The 17,426-nt window shown below is 39.8% G+C and carries 15 protein-coding genes and 1 riboswitch; all 15 genes read right to left on the bottom strand.

The genetic code is table 11. The features are described 5' to 3' along the window. Window positions 1-8: 8 nt before the first annotated feature. Window positions 9-860 carry a 3-hydroxybutyryl-CoA dehydrogenase gene (locus MHI22_RS19100; protein ID WP_036121460.1) on the bottom strand — a complete coding sequence of 284 codons (852 nt, stop codon included), beginning with the start codon at window positions 858-860 and terminating at the stop codon, window positions 9-11. Further along, on the bottom strand, window positions 860-2,065 hold the full coding sequence (locus MHI22_RS19095; RefSeq protein ID WP_036121462.1) for an acetyl-CoA C-acetyltransferase: 1,206 nt from the start codon (window positions 2,063-2,065) through the stop codon (window positions 860-862). The genes MHI22_RS19100 and MHI22_RS19095 overlap by 1 nt, the downstream gene beginning before the upstream one ends. A gap of 199 nt (window positions 2,066-2,264) precedes the next feature. Beyond that, entirely contained in the window at window positions 2,265-4,499 is a 2,235-nt protein-coding gene (locus tag MHI22_RS19090; protein WP_036121464.1) for a heterodisulfide reductase-related iron-sulfur binding cluster, read from the bottom strand. Between the two features lie 270 nt (window positions 4,500-4,769). Then, on the bottom strand, window positions 4,770-5,333 hold the full coding sequence (locus MHI22_RS19085) for a cob(I)yrinic acid a,c-diamide adenosyltransferase (RefSeq protein WP_036121468.1): 564 nt from the start codon (window positions 5,331-5,333) through the stop codon (window positions 4,770-4,772). A 12-nt stretch (window positions 5,334-5,345) separates the two neighbouring features. Beyond that, complete coding sequence (locus tag MHI22_RS19080; RefSeq protein WP_036121471.1) at window positions 5,346-6,806, bottom strand: adenosylcobinamide amidohydrolase; 1,461 nt, start codon at window positions 6,804-6,806, stop codon at window positions 5,346-5,348. Beyond that, window positions 6,803-7,804, bottom strand: a complete 1,002-nt coding sequence (locus MHI22_RS19075) for a FecCD family ABC transporter permease (protein ID WP_058844294.1) — start codon at window positions 7,802-7,804, stop codon at window positions 6,803-6,805. Before MHI22_RS19075 ends, MHI22_RS19080 begins: the two co-directional genes overlap by 4 nt. Continuing rightward, on the bottom strand, window positions 7,801-8,772 hold the full coding sequence (locus MHI22_RS19070) for an ABC transporter substrate-binding protein (protein ID WP_036121480.1): 972 nt from the start codon (window positions 8,770-8,772) through the stop codon (window positions 7,801-7,803). The genes MHI22_RS19075 and MHI22_RS19070 overlap by 4 nt, the downstream gene beginning before the upstream one ends. A 145-nt stretch (window positions 8,773-8,917) precedes the next feature. Further along, a riboswitch (cobalamin riboswitch) is annotated at window positions 8,918-9,099 on the bottom strand. Between the two features lie 57 nt (window positions 9,100-9,156). Then, complete coding sequence (locus tag MHI22_RS19065; RefSeq protein ID WP_340812542.1) at window positions 9,157-10,824, bottom strand: acyl-CoA dehydrogenase family protein; 1,668 nt, start codon at window positions 10,822-10,824, stop codon at window positions 9,157-9,159. A gap of 1 nt (window position 10,825) precedes the next feature. Beyond that, window positions 10,826-12,328, bottom strand: coding sequence for a class I adenylate-forming enzyme family protein (locus tag MHI22_RS19060; RefSeq protein WP_036121494.1), 1,503 nt, complete (start codon window positions 12,326-12,328; stop codon window positions 10,826-10,828). Further along, window positions 12,321-12,710 carry a MerR family transcriptional regulator gene (locus MHI22_RS19055; protein WP_036121497.1) on the bottom strand — a complete coding sequence of 130 codons (390 nt, stop codon included), beginning with the start codon at window positions 12,708-12,710 and terminating at the stop codon, window positions 12,321-12,323. The genes MHI22_RS19060 and MHI22_RS19055 overlap by 8 nt, the downstream gene beginning before the upstream one ends. 248 nt (window positions 12,711-12,958) lie before the next feature. Then, complete coding sequence (gene argS / locus MHI22_RS19050; protein WP_036121500.1) at window positions 12,959-14,626, bottom strand: arginine--tRNA ligase; 1,668 nt, start codon at window positions 14,624-14,626, stop codon at window positions 12,959-12,961. Then, window positions 14,626-15,057, bottom strand: a complete 432-nt coding sequence (locus MHI22_RS19045) for a DUF1934 domain-containing protein (protein ID WP_036121502.1) — start codon at window positions 15,055-15,057, stop codon at window positions 14,626-14,628. Before MHI22_RS19045 ends, argS begins: the two co-directional genes overlap by 1 nt. A 159-nt stretch (window positions 15,058-15,216) precedes the next feature. Beyond that, window positions 15,217-15,849 carry a YidC/Oxa1 family membrane protein insertase gene (locus MHI22_RS19040; protein ID WP_036121506.1) on the bottom strand — a complete coding sequence of 211 codons (633 nt, stop codon included), beginning with the start codon at window positions 15,847-15,849 and terminating at the stop codon, window positions 15,217-15,219. A gap of 24 nt (window positions 15,850-15,873) precedes the next feature. Beyond that, window positions 15,874-16,149: a hypothetical protein gene (locus MHI22_RS19035; RefSeq protein ID WP_036121509.1), complete on the bottom strand. Its 276-nt coding sequence runs from the start codon at window positions 16,147-16,149 to the stop codon at window positions 15,874-15,876. A 247-nt stretch (window positions 16,150-16,396) separates the two neighbouring features. Further along, on the bottom strand, window positions 16,397-17,269 hold the full coding sequence (gene speB, locus MHI22_RS19030) for an agmatinase (protein ID WP_340812541.1): 873 nt from the start codon (window positions 17,267-17,269) through the stop codon (window positions 16,397-16,399). Between the last annotated feature and the right edge of the window lie 157 nt (window positions 17,270-17,426).

Raw genomic sequence — 17,426 nt, 5'->3', positions numbered from 1 at the left:
CCATAGGATTATTCGTAAACGTAAAAGCCTCTTCCTGATTTCTTTCCTAGCCAGCCAGCTGCAACGTATTTACGAAGCAGTGGACAAGGGCGATATTTACTATCTCCTAGACCCTCATGTAAAATTTCCATGATGTAAAGGCAAGTATCTAAGCCAATGAAGTCTGCTAATGTTAATGGTCCCATCGGATGGTTCATACCTAGCTTCATCACATCGTCAATTGCTTCCTTCGTAGCTACACCTTCATAAAGCGCATAAATTGCTTCATTAATCATTGGTAGCAAAATACGGTTTGAAATAAATCCTGGGAAGTCATTCACTTCTACTGGTGTTTTCGCTAACTTGACTGTCATCGCTTCAACAGCTTTGTATACTTCATCCGTAGTTGCTAAGCCTCTAATGATTTCAACAAGCTTCATTACTGGCACTGGATTCATAAAATGCATACCAATTACTTGCTCTGGTCGATTTGTTACCGCTGCAATTTCAGTAATAGGCAACGAAGATGTATTCGTAGCTAAAATGGCATGTGCTGGTGCAATGCCATCAAGTTGCTTAAAGATGGATTGCTTAATGTCCATATTCTCTACAGCTGCCTCGATGATAATATCTACATCACTAGCATCCTGTAAATCTAGTGACATACTAATTCGACCTAAAACAGCCGCTTTGTCATCCTCCGTTTTACGGCCCTTTTCTACATCACGTGATAAATTTTTTGTAATAACTCCTATTCCACGCTCGAAGAACTCTTGTTTGATATCATTCAATTTCACATCATAGCCTGCTTGTGCACAAACTTGTGCAATGCCAGAGCCCATTTGCCCTGCACCAATGACCATTACCTTTTGAATTCCCATTAGTTCAGTCCCCCTGTTTTTGGTACTTCAATCATAATCGCATCACCTTGACCCCCACCTGAACAAATTGCAGCAATACCGATGCCTCCACCACGACGCTTCAATTCTTGTGCAAGCGTTAAAATAATACGTGCACCAGATGCTCCAATAGGATGACCTAAAGCAACCGCACCGCCATTAACATTCACCTTTTCAGCATCTAAATCAGCTAACTGCTTGCTGACCAAAGCGACTGCTGCAAAGGCCTCATTGATTTCGATCAAATCAATATCTGCCAATGATTTATTGGTTTTTTTCAGCAATTTATTAATAACAAGACCTGGTGTTTGTGGGAAGTTTTCTGGCTCGATGGCAAGCTCTTCATGACCTAAAATTATTGCTAATGGCTCTCTTCCTTCACGTGTGGCACGTTCCTCACTCATAACCACGAGGGCACATGCACCATCGTTAACGCCAGGTGCATTACCTGCTGTGATCGTGCCATCCTTGTCAAAGGCTGGTTTCAGTTTTGCTAGTACCTCCAACGTTGTACCTGCTCTTGGTGCTTCATCTGTATCGACGACCAGTGGTTGTCCTTTACGTTGTGGAATCTCCACTTGTACGATTTCTTCAGCAAAGTAACCTTGTTCAATCGCCGCTAGTGCGCGCTCATGACTGCGAACAGACCAAGCATCCTGTTCCTCACGACTGAGCGAGAATTCCTTAGCTGTTGCATTACCATAGCTCCCCATATGCGGTCTCGCTTTATCGAAAGCACATGTTAAACCGTCATAAAGCATGCCATCCACCATTGTGGAATCTCCCATACGCAAGCCACTTCGACCATTTAACAGATAGTACGGAGCATTGGACATAGACTCCATTCCACCAGCAATAATCACTTCTTCGTCCCCTAATCGAATCAATTGATCTGCTAATGTCACTGCACGCATCCCTGATGCACAAACTTTATTGATTGTTTCTGTTTTTACCGCTGTTGGTAAATTGGCTTTTATCGCAGCTTGCCTCGAAGGTATTTGCCCCTGTCCCCCTTGTAAAACAGAGCCCAAAATAACCTCATCTACTTCGTCAGATGCAATATTTGCTTTCTCTAGCGCACCTTTTATTGCAATTGCCCCTAGATCACTTGCATGTAATGTTGATAATGAACCTCCAAATTTACCAAATGCAGTTCTTGCTCCTGCTAAAATGACAGCTCTATTCAAGTAAAACACCCCTTTTGTTTTACGTACTCGATGAAGTAGTATAGCATTTCATTGACTGAACGCTCGCTCGACTTCTATCGATGAAAAATGGGAGCTTGTTAGTTGCAACTCCCATTTCCATTTAATCTTATTCTACAAAACAATTTTTTATTGTGCAATTTATATTTTTCAGATAACTAAAATATTTCTACAATAGCAATCATTTTTCTGCGTTCGCTTCCGTATTCTCGTCCTGTTGAATATTTTCTACGGATGCTACCACTTCCTCTAATGTTTCTTCTTCAGCTTCCTCAGATGAAGGATCAACAGCCTTCACTTTTTCACCGAACACTGAACGCTCTAGTAATTCTGCTACATCGAATGTGCCAATAGAGTCTTCCACTTCTTTTGCCTTTGTACCATCCTCCAGCATTGTTAAGCAATAAGGACAGCCAGATGAAATAACGGATGCATTAGTAGCAAGAGCTTGCTCTGTACGAGCTACATTAATGCGATTACCAACATGCTCTTCCATCCACATTAAGCCACCACCTGCACCACAGCACATAGCAGTTTCGCGATTTCGTTCCATTTCCACAAGCTTCACACCCGGGATACCGCGTAGAATTTCTCTCGGCGCATCATAAACATCATTGTAACGGCCTAAGTAACAGGAATCGTGGAAAACAATTGTTTCATGAACTTCATAATTGAGTGCCAGACGATTTTCCTCAATCAACTGATTTAGTATTTCAGTATGATGATACACTTCGCCATTCCAGCCAAAGTCTTGGTATTCATTTTTAAAGATATTGTAAGCATGAGGGTCGATTGTCACTATTTTCTTCACATCATTTTTCTCAAACTCATCAATATTTGCTGTAGCTAATTCTTGGAATAAAAATTCATTTCCTAAACGACGAGGTGTGTCCCCAGAGTTTTTCTCTTTATTTCCTAAGATCGCAAACTTCACACCAGCTTCGTTTAATAGACGACAGAAAGCTAAAGCAATTTTTTGAGAGCGATTATCGAATGCCCCCATCGAACCAACCCAGAATAGATATTCCATTTCTTCGCCAGATTTTTTTAACTCTTTTACTGTTGGAATATGGATTGTTGGATCAAGATCACGCCAATTCTCTTTTTCTTTACGGTTTAAGCCCCAAGGATTCCCTTGTCGTTCGATATTTGTCATGGCACGTTGTGCATCAGGATTAACTTTTCCTTCCGTCATTGTTAGATAGCGACGTAGGTCGATGATTTTATCAACATGCTCATTCATTACTGGACATTGATCCTCACAGTTTCGACAAGTCGTACAAGCCCAAATTTCTTCTTCTGTAATCACATCGCCAATTAAAGATGGGCTGTAAATATCTTCAATTACTACGCCTTCAGCACCAGCAGCCATCGCAAGCTGATTACCCTTGGTATTGGCAAAAAATTGATAAGGAACCCAAGGCTTTTGCTTTGTTACAACAGCACCAGTAAATGTTAAATGATCACGCAATTTCACGATTAAATCCATTGGAGACAGCATTTTTCCTGTTCCAGTTGCAGGACACATATTGGTACAACGTCCACATTCCACACAAGAATACAGATCGAGCATTTGCTTTTGTGTGAAGTCTTGTATGCGTCCAACTCCAATTGAAGGCATATCCTCTTCACTTTCAGCATTTTCTCCTGCTTCTTCTAATGCCTCAAAATCGATAGGCGTTAATGTACCCACACGATCTAAACGATTCATGTAAACATTCAGTGGGCTAACAATTAAATGGAAATGCTTAGATTGTGGTACATACACAAGGAATGTTAATAGAATTAAAAGATGTGCCCACCACATAACATAAAACACTCCAGCAGCTACTGATGCAGGTAGGAAGCCAAATATAGCAGCAATGCTTGAAGCAACAGGCTCCGTATAAGTTAACCCCTCACCATGCCAGATTAATCCCATACCATTAGCGATTAATGTTGAGACCATTAAGCCACCAATGAAAATTAACACAAGACCGTTTTTCCATCCTCTTTTTAGACGCACTAGCTTTTCTACATAGCGGCGGTAAAATGCCCACACTACCGCAACTAAAATCATTAAAACTACAAGCTCTTGGAAGAATGTAAAGACACCATAGAAAATACCTAATGGCAGATGTGATCCTGGTGCTAGTCCTTTCCAAATTAAATCAATGGCCCCTAACTGAACCATCAAAAATCCATAGAAAAACATCACGTGAATTAATCCACTCTTTGGATCCTTTAATAGCTTGTTTTGACCAAATACATTGACCATAATATAGCGTAGTCGCTCTTTAACACTTTCATCAAACTCAACCTTTTTCCCCAATTGCACATACTTATAGCGTGTTTTCAACAGATAGAAGAACAATCCTACTGCATAAAGCACAACCACGACTGTTAAGACTATGTTAGCAATTAATAATGGACTCATGGTTGGTCCCCCCTTTAGTTTGTCGTAATTTTCTCTCTTTGCGGCAAATTTGCTAGTTCATACGGAAATGTGCGTCACTATATCAATATATTCCTATTCTAATAAATGAGTGAGCATTCAGTCAACATAAAACGGAAATATTTCTGATAATTTTATATTCTTACACTTTACAAGAAAAAAAGCCACCCTGAAATTTATTCAAAGTAGCATTTTTTTACTTTTCTTTTTTAAAATTTAATTAATAAAAGCTGCGACATCCACATAACAAGTTTATTTTTTGAAGACATTGCCACTGCGAATGTATTCAATATCCGCTACGTTTAATCGAGCATTTACAACACGTGCGGCTGCAAATAAATAATCTGATAATCGATTTAAATATTTTTGTACAACTTTCGGCACGTCCTCCACTTCTTTCATAAGTGTCACCATTTCACGCTCTGCTCGTCGTGCAACTGTACGAGCAATGTGTAAAGTTGCAGCTGCTGGTGCGCCACCTGGTAAAATAAAACGTTGTAATGGTGGTGCCTCATCTGATAAAGCATCTATACGAGCTTCCAACACTTCAATCGGTTGCTCTGTTAATTTATAGTGGCGTTCTTTCATCACATTGGCAAGGTCACCACCAGCATCGAATAGTTCATGCTGAATTGTTTCAAGATCTGTTAAAATATCCTTAAAAAGTGCTTGATCTAATTCACTTACTGCCTTCCCGATAAAAGAGTTTAATTCATCAATCGCCCCGTATGTTTCAACACGTAAGCTATCTTTATCAACGCGTCCGCCAATTAGACTTGTTTTCCCCGTATCGCCTGTTTTCGTGTAAAGCTTCATTTCTCTCATCTCCTAAAACTGATTTTTATAATTTCTGATGGCCTGAACTGTTGTTTCATAAACACCCTTGGCAATCATTTTACCAACTTCCGTAATCGGGCCACCATACAGCATTTCTTCCCCTTTTTGAGTTGCTGCAATTAACAGACTATCTGTAGCAGTTCCTGTAGCAATAGTTCCACTACGCTCGTCACGAATATCTTCTGATTGCAAAGCTTTTGTTTTCGCCTCTGTAGCTGTCATCAGTGCCTGGAAAAATGCCTCCTCCGATAAACAGCCATTGATTATGATCCATGTATTGATAGTACCAATATATGGATCATCCTGTCTTTCGTGTACACGTGATACATCAACCGCATTGCCCACACCAGCTGTTACAGCTACTATCATACTGCCAAAAGGCGCTGAAAATTCATTGATGGCAACAAGAGCTGTTGGCACTGCTGTCAGCATCACAACAGTACTTGTTGGGGAAAAATTCTCTCTTTGCAAAAAATCACTAACTTCTCTTTTTACATCACTTATCACATAATCACCAGGTACAGAGCGGTTTAACAAGCAATTATGCCAGCCAATACCTGGGTTATGAACAGCAGAGGACACTGTTTTTAACGGAATCTCTGATTGAAGTTGAATATAGTGTTCCGTTATCATGAAATGTTCTTTTTTGATGACAGCTCGCTGCTGGTAATCAGTTGTTGCGGGCATCATTGTAATTTGAGGTTTTGGTATTTCGGGATGGGCATATGTAGCCACTCGTGCTTGATAAACTTCTTCAATTTGGGAGGCTATTAATACTTCATGCGGTACTCCAAGTGCTCTCATTTGCCCACCCTCCATAAGCAATAATTCATCACAATAGAGAGAGGCTAAATTCATATCATGTAGTACCATAACGACCGTTAAACCACACTCCACAGCTTCCTTCCTGACCATATCTAAGATTTGCCGTTGATGTGCAATGTCTAGATGATTGGTTGGCTCATCCAGCAGTAGAATTTCTGCTGTTTGCGCTAATGCCTGGGCAACAAATACTCTTTGTTGTTCACCACCCGATAAAAATTCTAACGGGGTGTGCTCATAGCGTTTCACACCTGTTTGCAGCATGGCATGCTGAACAGCCTGTTCATCCTGTTCAGACCAACTTGAGAAAAAACCTGTTTGATGGGGGTAGCGCCCTAGTGAAATGGCCTCCCTTACACTGTTTGAGAAAGCATTTGCATGAAGCTGTGGTAGTACAGCCATCTTTTGCGCCAAAGCACGGGCATTATAAGAAAGGATATTTTGTCCATCAATTGTGATTGTTCCAGCAGTAGCTGGTAATATCCCACTCATTACCTTTAATAATGTGGATTTCCCGCTACCATTCGGTCCCAGAATACCAAGAATTTTCCCTTTTTCCACAGTAAAACTAATGTCCTTGACGATTGGTACATCTTCATAACCACCTGATAGATGTTCGACAATAATCATGCCCGTACCCCCTTACTTCTTCGTTGCTTATAAAAAATATAGGAGAAAACAGGTGCACCAATAAACGCCGTAATAACACCAATAGGTAGCTCTCTTGGCACAATAATTGTTCGTGCTACTAAATCGCAAACAATGAGTAAAGTTGCGCCATTGAAAAACGATAATGGCAATAAATGGCGGTGGTCAGAACCCCAAATCATCCTTGTCATATGCGGTACAACTAATCCTACAAAGCCAATTGTGCCAGAAACCGCTACAGCAGCTCCTGTTAACATGGAGCCACCCGCTAAAATCAAATACTTACTACGTTTCACATTGACACCTAAATGCTTCGCGCGCTCTTCACCATATAACAAAACATTTAGCTCTCGTCTTTGCGTCCAAAGCATAATGGAACCAACAATAACAAATGGCGTGATCATTTGGACATATGGCCATCCACGCATTGACACAGAACCTAGTAACCAGCCAATTACTTGGCGTAGCTCTTCTCCAGATAAAGCGATCATTAATGAAATGAGAGAACCTAGAAATGAGCTAAAAATAACACCTGTTAAAATTAACGTTTCCATCTTCAATGAACGGTCTACCATTCTAGCGAAGCTCATGACCACTACCATCGTGATGATTGCGCCTATCATACTAAAAGTGGGTAGGGCATACAAGCCTACGACCGGTATAGATATACTAAAAAAGATCGTAATAACAGCACCAACAGATGCCCCCGACGAGACGCCTAATGTATATGGATCTGCCAATGGGTTTTTTAACAACCCTTGGAAAGCTGCTCCAGCAATGGCCAAAGAAGCTCCCACTAGTCCAGCTAACAACACGCGTGGCAGACGGATTTTCCAAAAGATATTAGCAGCCGTTTCATCAACTGCTTGATTCCATAAAACTTCTAACGGAATATGAACTGAGCCTATCGCTACGCCACACCAGATACTAATGACAAGAAGCGTACATGTTAGTACATAGGCTAGTGCTATTTTTTTCACTTAAATACCTCTGGATAAATAGCTTTTGCTAATTCTTCAAGACCTTCTCCTAAACGGGGACCTTGACGACTTGTTGTGCTTTCATCTACTTGAACGATTGCCTTATTTTTCACGGCATTAACAGTATCGAAACCAGCACGTTGTGGTATTTTTGTTAAAATATCTGGTACATAATGATATGTCACAACGATGACATCTGGGTTTTTCGCAATAATTTGTTCTGAACTAATTTCATACCAATCCTTCGCATCTGCCGCTACGTTTTCTGCATGAATCATGTCCAGCATAGCATTCATAAATGTGCCATTACCCGCCGTATAAATAGTAGGTTCATCCGATGCTTCGACTAGCACTTTTTTGGGTTCGACATCCTTTACTTTTGTCAGAACATCTTCCACTTTTTCCTTCATATTAGCAACGATTTTTTCAGCCTCTGGTAATTTCCCTGTTGCACGACCAAGCAGCTCAATCGTTGTGTAAGTTTCATTAAAGTCTTGTGCATTTTTTACGACAAATACTTTCAAACCTGCTGACTCAAGCTGTTCAATTGCCGCTTCTGAAAGGGACATGCTAGATTCATGCGAAAACACGATATCTGGCTTTAAGGCAATAATTTTTTCAATATTGTACTCCATGCCCCCAACTTTCTCCTTTTCAGCGACTTCTGGTGGATAATCATCATTGTCTGTCACCCCAACTATTTCATCATTTAAACCAAGTTCAAATAATATCTCTGTGTTACTTGGAATAAGAGAAACAATTTTTTCAGGCGGTGCTTCAAGTGTAATATCCTTGCCAATGGCATCTGTTATGGTCATTGGGAATGTTGCTTCATCCACCTGTGGAGTCTCTTGCTGTGTTTGCTGCTCCGTAGCTACTGGCTTGTCATTTTTGGCTTCTTGCCCACATGCTGCTAACAAACCTACTGCTAAAAATGCTGATAATCCTATTTTCCAATATTTCTTCATGTGAATCCTCCTTTGTTGATCCGTGCGTCAATTGGTTAGAAATATTTTCTCCATCAAAATAAGACCCCTCATCTTCGAATGATGAGGGGTCAAAATCGCACCAAAAAACTGATACAAAATCCACCACCCTATCCTCGTAGGCTGTCATGTCTATACTATAAAGGCAGGTCTCCTGGCTCGTGCTTATTGCGTTTTTCAAGCCTTCCCGAAATCTTCAGTGGCATTATTTGAAAAAACTCACACTTACAGTGGCGGGACCGCATCGGAATTACACCGACTTCCCTTTTCACTTTACTTAAGTAAAGAACCTTTATAATATTCAGTTGATTTCATTATACATGAAAATAAAAGAAGTCGCCTCCATTCCAGACGACTCCTTGGCAATTATACAATTTCAGAAAAATATTGTACGGTTTTCATTTGTGCACCTATTTGTCGCAATGACCACGTTTGCTCTAAATAGATATCCGCTAGCTTTTCGTACTTCCCGCCAAATTTTAGTGCCCATTCCACCGCTACAACACTTTCATAAAGATGGGCCATCTTTTTCGCTATACCTTTTGCTTCAAAAGTTTTAGTTGCTTCATCTAAAGCGCTAAAAATTTGTAATGTAGCCGCAAGATTTACCAACTGCTCTTCCACAATTTGCACTAGTGGACTATCCGCTAGCTTCTCTAGCCTTGTCTCCATTTCACGGACAAACAGTTCATGTGCATGGAATTTATCCACTAAACGAATAAGTTCTAAAGCCAAAATATTTGCCGTTCCCTCCCATACCGTCAATACTTGTGCATCCCTTAGTAAGCGTGGTGTCACAAAGTCTTCAATATAGCCATTACCACCATGTAATTCAATCGCTTCACTAGCATAATGAACGGCTTGCTCTGCCGTTTCCTTTTTCATAATGGCAATATATAAACGATTCATAATGAGATCTTGTTGTGTTCCCTGCCCACTTGTCACTTTATCGTATAATTGAATAAGATCAAATACTGTCGCTACTTCCACATGCAGCTTAGCAGCAAACTTCCCTAATGTATCCTGGATCATTGGGTATTGTGTTAAGGGCTTGCCAAATGCATATCGATTGGTCACATAATGCTTTGCCTCTAAAAAGCCTCGACGCATAATACCAATCGATGCGACTGCATTACAAATTCTCGAAAGATTTAGTGCTTCTAGCATGTAATAAATCCCTTTATTTTGTTCCCCTACAATATAAGCAAGGGCACCATCAAACTCTACCTCGCCCGATGGGACTGCTCGAACGCCTAATTTATCTTTCAATCGACGAATACGAAGATGATTAGCCGTACCATCTTCATTATTCCATGGAACTGCAAATAACGTTAACCCTTTAGAGCCTGCTTGTGCGCCTTCTAAACGTGCCAACACCATTGCTACGCCACACATACCTGCATTGGATGCGAAGTATTTTTCTCCATAGAGACGGTACTCATTGCCTACTTTTCTGGCCTCCACAACATTCGCCCCAACGTCTGACCCTCCTTGACGTTCTGTTAAAAATGTTGCCCCTTCGTATAGCTCCGTCTCTCCTGTTGCACAAACATGTGGCAAGAAACGCTGCTTTACATCCTCATCAGCATAATGATCTAATAGATAAGCCGTAGCCATCGTCAAAGTCACGGGACAATAAAAACCGGGCTCTGCATGAGATAGTAAATAACCTTGTGCAAAGCTATAGACATAATTCCCTTTGTGACCTAACTGTGGAATTTCTTTGTGCACGTAGCCAACAATTCCCGTATTATATGTCTCTTCAATTGTTTTTTTGTAACCGTCATTCACCCAAACCTCTGATACCTCTTCTCCATAAGCATTATACCGTTCAAGGCGGGGCTCTCCCTGCCGATCAGTATGTTTTGCCCTTACGTCAATATCACCTGCACATAACTCACCGAAATCTGTCAGTTCTCTGTGTGCATAAGACAAAAACTCTTTATCTAACATCATTTCTAACACTTTTTGAAGCGTTTCTTCCTCTGTAAAAAAGTTTGTTGCACGCATTTCTTCCTGCTGTAAAACCTTCATGCTATCTCACCTCTTGTCCTTTCAAGGATTGTTTTAAAATTTTGCCTGAAGCATTGCGTGGTAGCGCTTCCACTTTTTCGAAAATACGTGGTAGTTTATACTTCGCAAGCCGTTCCTCTAAATAAGCTTTCAATGCATCCTCATCTATGTCTTGTTTCGTAGCATATACAGCCTTCACGGTTTCCCCCCATTGCGGATGTGGTATACCAATGACAGCAACTTCAAATATCCCTTCAAAGCTTAATAGACAATCTTCAATTTCCTTCGGATAAATATTGACACCACCTGAAATAATGACATCTTTTTTACGATCCACAATCCAAATAAAGCCGTCCTCATCCATCCGAGCCAGATCTCCTGTTTTTAACCACCCATCAATGTAAGCAGCCTTGGTTGCTATTTCATCCTTGAAGTAGCCAAGCATATTACCCTCACCAAATAAGACAATTTCTCCTACTTCGCCCACATTTACATCTTCTCCATTGTCATTGACAATACGAAGCTCTGTGCCAAGTGGCGCCCGTTGGCCAATACTCCCAGCCTTCGTTTCATGCTCCTTGCCAAATAACAGTGAGCCACTCGGACCCGCCTCTGTTAATCCATAAACACAGGTTAAATTAGTTGTTCGGAATGCCTGTTGAATGAAGCGAACCTCATTTTGAGATAATGGTGCTCCACCATATACCCACCACTTCATGGAAGACAAATCAGCCGTTTGTAGCCTCGGCATCTGAGCCGTTAATAAATAAGCAACAGGCGCTCCAAAGAAATGCGTCGTTTTTTCCTGCTCAATGGCATCGATAAAAAGGTCTGGTGTAAAGGTTGGTGTTAATACGCTTGTTGACCCTACAAATACGCCCGCCATTAAAAATAAATGCAATGGTGCTGAATGAGTTAATGGCATCATGAGCAATATACGGCTTTCAGGTTTCACTTCCATTTCAACAGCAATCATTTGTGCCACTGTTAAAATATTACGGTAGCTAAATAACACACCCTTTGGTTTTCCTGTCGTACCAGATGTATACAAAATAGTCGAAGGGTCATCTTCTTGTAGCTGGCAATCAATTGTTTGTGTGCTCGCATTTTGAAGCATTGTTTCGTAATGCTGCCAACCTGCTTTTTCTTGGCCGGTTTTAATTTTTAATGGTACAGCGGCTAGCTGTTCAACTGCGGCAAAAATCGCCTCATGAACAACAATCGCCTTCGCTTCGGCATGCTGTGCCACATACTCTACTTCCTGCAATGTAAATTTCGCATTGACTGGAACAACGATTGCCCCGATACGCTGAATAGCAAAATAGCTTACAACAAACTCTAAAACGTTCGGCATAAAGATTAAAACCTTATCATCCTGACTTACTCCTTGCTCTAGCAAAGCATGACTAAAACGTGTTACTTGTTCATCTAAATCACGATAGGTCACTCTTCTGCCATGACAAATAATGGCTTCATTTTTTGGATACTTACGGGCATTTCGTGCTAACAAACTGGAACTATTCATCATGCATCTCTCCCTTTAAAGTAGCTAATTTTTCACTAAACATGCCTTGCATTTGCTGTAATTCCTGTTTCATTTGCGTCAGCTCAGCAATTTTACTCTCAATCTCTTGAATTTTTTGTTCTCCATACTCTACTGTCCGCTCTAATTGCTGAATACCTGAGCGATCAAAATCAAAAAGTAAAACCATCTCTTTGATTTCCTCTAGTGAGAACCCGTAACGCTTGCCTCTGAAAATAAGCTTGAGCTTCGCCAATTCTTTTTTTGAAAAGGTTCGTTGATTGGTAGATGAGCGATCGGGACGAAGAAGACCAAGTTCTTCATAATAACGAATTGTACGAGTAGATACATTGAATTCCTTTGCTACCTCCTGAATCGTCTTCAAAACCATCTCCCCTTTCCTTATTGTCAACAGTATATCATTGACGTTGACGTAAACTTCAACAAAATTTTCGAAATTAACAGAAAAATTAAGTTTGAAACAGCTAATTTTTAGTGCTATCCGTTCCTTGTGCCTTTTTATCTTTCACATTTACTGTTTTATCAACCACTTTTAGAATGTTATCGCCCATTTTTGGCCTTCTAGCCACTAAAAAACCCCTAACATTCATCATGTTAGGGGCTTAAAAAGTATTACATTTTTTCTGGTGCAGATACGCCGATTAAACGTAGTGCATTAGCAATTGTTGTGCGTACAGCTGTAATTAATGCTAAACGAGCCTCTGTTAACTCCTTGTTGGAAGCATCCAATACTTTTTCTGCATTGTAAAAGCTATGGAATGTTGCTGCTGTCTCTTGAATATAGTTAGCGATTCGGTGTGGTGTACGGTGTTTCGCCGCTTCTGCTACCACTCTCGGGAAATCGCCAATCTTTTTCAGTAAATCAATTTCTTTTTCTGCTGTTAACAGATTAAGATGATCTGTTGCTGCAGCAAATCCTTGCTCATTTGCTGAGCGTAAAATAGATGAAATACGAGCATGTGCATATTGTGCATAGTACACTGGGTTTTCATTAGATTGTGATACAGCAAGATCAAGGTCAAAGTCCATATGAGAATCGCCTGCAGTTTTCACGAAGAAGTATCGTACTGCATCAAGGCCAACCTCTTCTACAAGCTCACGCATTGTTACCGCGTTCCCTGTCCGTTTAGACATTTTGAATTTTTCACCGTTTTTATAAAGCTGAACCATTTGAATAACTTCTACTTCTAATGTATCACGATCATAGCCAAGGGCCTGAATAGCTGCTTTCATACGTGGAATATAACCGTGGTGGTCAGCTCCCCAAATATTGATTAATTTATCGAAACCACGGACAATTTTGTCTTCGTGGTAAGCAATATCTGGCGTTAAGTATGTGAACGAACCATCATTTTTAATTAACACACGGTCTTTATCATCACCAAATGTTGTAGAGCGGAACCAAGTAGCACCATCTTCTTCAAAGACATGACCATTTGCTTTTAATTTATCTAACGCTACTTCGATTTTACCGTTTTCATATAGAGACGTTTCAGAATACCAGACATCAAAGTTCACGCGGAAGTTTGCTAAGTCTGTTTTTAATTTATCTAATTCTAAGGCTAAACCGTGTTGACGGAAGAATGCAAAACGTTCATCCTCTGATTTTGCTAAAATAGTTTCACCATGCTCCTCCGCTAATTTACCCGCAATATCAATAATATCTTGCCCATGATAGCCGTCTTCTGGCATCTCCGCTTCCATACCTAGTGCTTGTTTATAGCGTGCTTCTAATGAGTAAGCTAGGTTATTAATTTGATTGCCCGCATCATTAATATAATATTCACGAGAGACGCTGTAACCAGCCAGATCTAATACATTACATAATGAATCTCCAACAGAAGCTCCACGTGCATGTCCTAGATGAAGGTCCCCTGTAGGGTTTGCTGAAACAAACTCCACTTGAATCTTTTCCCCAGCACCAGCATTTGAACGGCCGTAGTCAGTACCTTGTTCAAGAGCCTGTGTAATTACCCCAGTTAGGAAATCTTTACGTACTGTGATATTCATGAAGCCAGGACCAGCAATGTCGATCTTTTCAATATCTGTACCTGCTGTTTCAAGATTTTCTAAAATGGCTTCCGCAATAGCACGAGGTGGTTTTTTAGCTAATTTCGTTAATTGCATTGCAATGTTTGTTGCATAGTCCCCATTCGCTTTATCCTTTGGTGATTCCAAGTGAATCGATAATTCTGTACCAGCCTCAACTAAGCCTGCCTTTTCAACAGCCTGAGCTATTGCTGCTTTTATAGCCTGTTGTACTTGTTCTACTGCGTTCATCATTGTACCTCCGTAAATGTAATATCTAATGTATAGTTGCCAACGGATTGCCCACCCATTAGTAAATCGTACTGTACATGGAAATCTCCGCTTAATGCCTGTTTCGTAAAGGTCATTTTTTTCGTGTCAATAATGAGTGGCATGGAACCAAACTCACTCTCATAATGCCCTTTTTGTTGCTCAATTATGTTAAGTGGTAAGCGCATATTGACCGAGCCAGCACGCATAATTAGCGCTTTCTCATGTCCTAACTTCATTGTTGTGCGGATAGTTTTATCCTCCTGCACCTCATCATATTTCAAATATAAGCTTCCTGCTTTTTCAAGTAGCTGCCCTTTGAGCCACATTTCATAACTTTCGGACTCTCCATCACTTGGACGAATTGTAGAAATGAGCTTAATGTTCACTTGCGATCTTATTTCGTTCGCCATAATGGACGCTCCCTTTTAGTCTTTTACTATAACCTTTTTATTATAGGATGAATACTCCTGTTTTTTCAAGATAGAAGTCATGTAAAGCATCTCACAAATATAGATGGAGAATAAATAAAAACTCCTCTCTTTACATAATCGAAAGAGAGGAGTTTCATTTTATCTATACCATTTTTTAATGATTAATTGTTGAACTATTAATAATATAGCACTAACTGTCCAATAGATAGGGATAATCGCTGGATTGAACAAACTAAAAATGAGGATCATGATTGGATTAATGAACACCATAATCTTCATATTAAATGGTTGGCTTTTCTCTAAGGAGAAAACACTTTGCATCAAATAAATCAAACAAGCAATGATCGAAATGCCAATATCTATCGTACCTAAATTCATCCATAGGAAATTTTCACTTGCGATGACGGTATCTAACTTAATCGCGTAATACAGTGAAAATAATACAGGCAATTGAACAATAATAGGTAAACAGCCTAATAAAGAACTTTTCAATGAATCTGACGTTAATGCTTGCATTTTTTGTTGTACTATTATTTTTTCAGATTCATTTTGACTGTTCTTATATTTAGTGGTAAGCGCATCTAGTTCAGGCTTAATGGCTGACATTAGTTCTTTCGAGCGCTTTTGATGTTTTGCAGATTGAATAAATAGCGGCATTAGAATTAATCTTACTGCAATCGTAATGCCAATGACACTCACTGCATAGCTACCTGTAAATGAATGGATGAAATGAATGAAGTAAATAATCGGTTGTGCTAAAAAGGTTAACAATGATATTCCTCCTAGTTTAAAAGTTTACATGAAACTAGGAGATACACTTTCTTCCTCACTGTTTTCAGACGTCCTAATACATAGAACAAACCACGTTAGCATAGGTGGAGTCCAAGTATTCGTGATATTATAGTCAACTTCAAACGCTTCGTCCTTTACTTCTTGAATTGTTATTTTATTAACCAGATACAGATGCAAATGAACACTTAGCACAGTTAAAACCAAAGAAGCTAATAGCCAAAAGTATTCCATTGTACTGACAATAATGAATAAATCATTGATGAGAAGTGACCAAATCATAATACTCCTCCTTCCTATCACTAATTAAATTAAAGAACCATACATTCTACTGACCAATAGATGACAGTTGTTTCATCAATTTTTCTCTCTTCTATAAAATAGAAACTATTACTTAACTTATCTACGCAACTACGTAAAATAAGTTTCAAATTTATGACGTATAGCTATTCTTCATTTCAATAGAAAATACAAAATGGGGCAAGCCTATAGCTAACCCCATCCAATCAATCTGTTTTCAATGCCTTACTTATTTTACCCAGCCTAAAATCATTTCTCGTAATAATTTAGAAGCTGTGTTTGCCGTCATTTCTGATGAATCATAGATAGGTGCGACTTCTACTAGATCAAAGCCTACAACATTTACACCACTAGCTGCTATCGCGTGGATGGAAGCTAGTAATTCTTTTGATGTAATACCACCACAATCTACTGTACCAGTGCCTGGAGCGTGTGCTGGATCTAAAACGTCAATATCAATCGTTACATACACATTGCGCCCAGCTAATGTTGGTAAAACCTCTTTTAACGGCTCAAGCACTTCAAATTTTGCAATGTGCATGCCGTTTTCCTTTGCCCATTCAAATTCTTCTTTCATGCCTGAACGAATGCCAAAAGAATAAACATTTTTCGGCCCAATATGTTCCGCAATTTTACGAATTGGTGTTGAGTGAGAAAGTGGTTCTCCCTCATATTCCACACGTAAATCGGTATGTGCATCAAAATGAATGATGGCAAGATCATCATATTTAGCAGAGACAGCCTTCATAACTGGCCAAGACACTAAATGCTCCCCACCCATACCGACAGGAATCTTGCCATCTGCTAATAATGTTTCAATAAATTTTTCGATTTCATCTAATGAGCGCTGTGCATTCCCGAAAGGTAGTGGAATATCACCAGCATCAAAGTACTTTACTTCCTCAAGCTCGCGATCTAGATATGGGCTATACTCTTCAAGACCGATCGATACCTCACGGATACGCTGTGGACCGAAACGTGATCCTGGACGATAACTTACTGTCCAGTCCATTGGCATGCCATAAATAACGGCTTGTGCATCCTCATAGGTAGGATGACTTTTTATAAAAACATTTCCTGAATAAGCTTCATCAAATCTCATTGCTTGCCCTCCGTATCATTAACAAATTGTATTGATTATCAATTCTCTTCAACTTCTTCTATTATGGCTTACAGGATTGTAATGAAACCTGTATCCTTTCGTCCTCGTATACATTATTGGAACATCTAGCAAATTTCGATTAAAATCTACAAGGTGT

Origin of the sequence: Lysinibacillus sp. FSL L8-0312 (assembly GCF_038003285.1) — a bacterium.
Taxonomy (GTDB): Bacteria; Bacillota; Bacilli; order Bacillales_A; family Planococcaceae; genus Lysinibacillus; species Lysinibacillus fusiformis_D.
The sequence above is the reverse complement of the archived record's forward strand: the minus strand, read 5'-3'. Positions and strand labels throughout refer to the sequence as shown.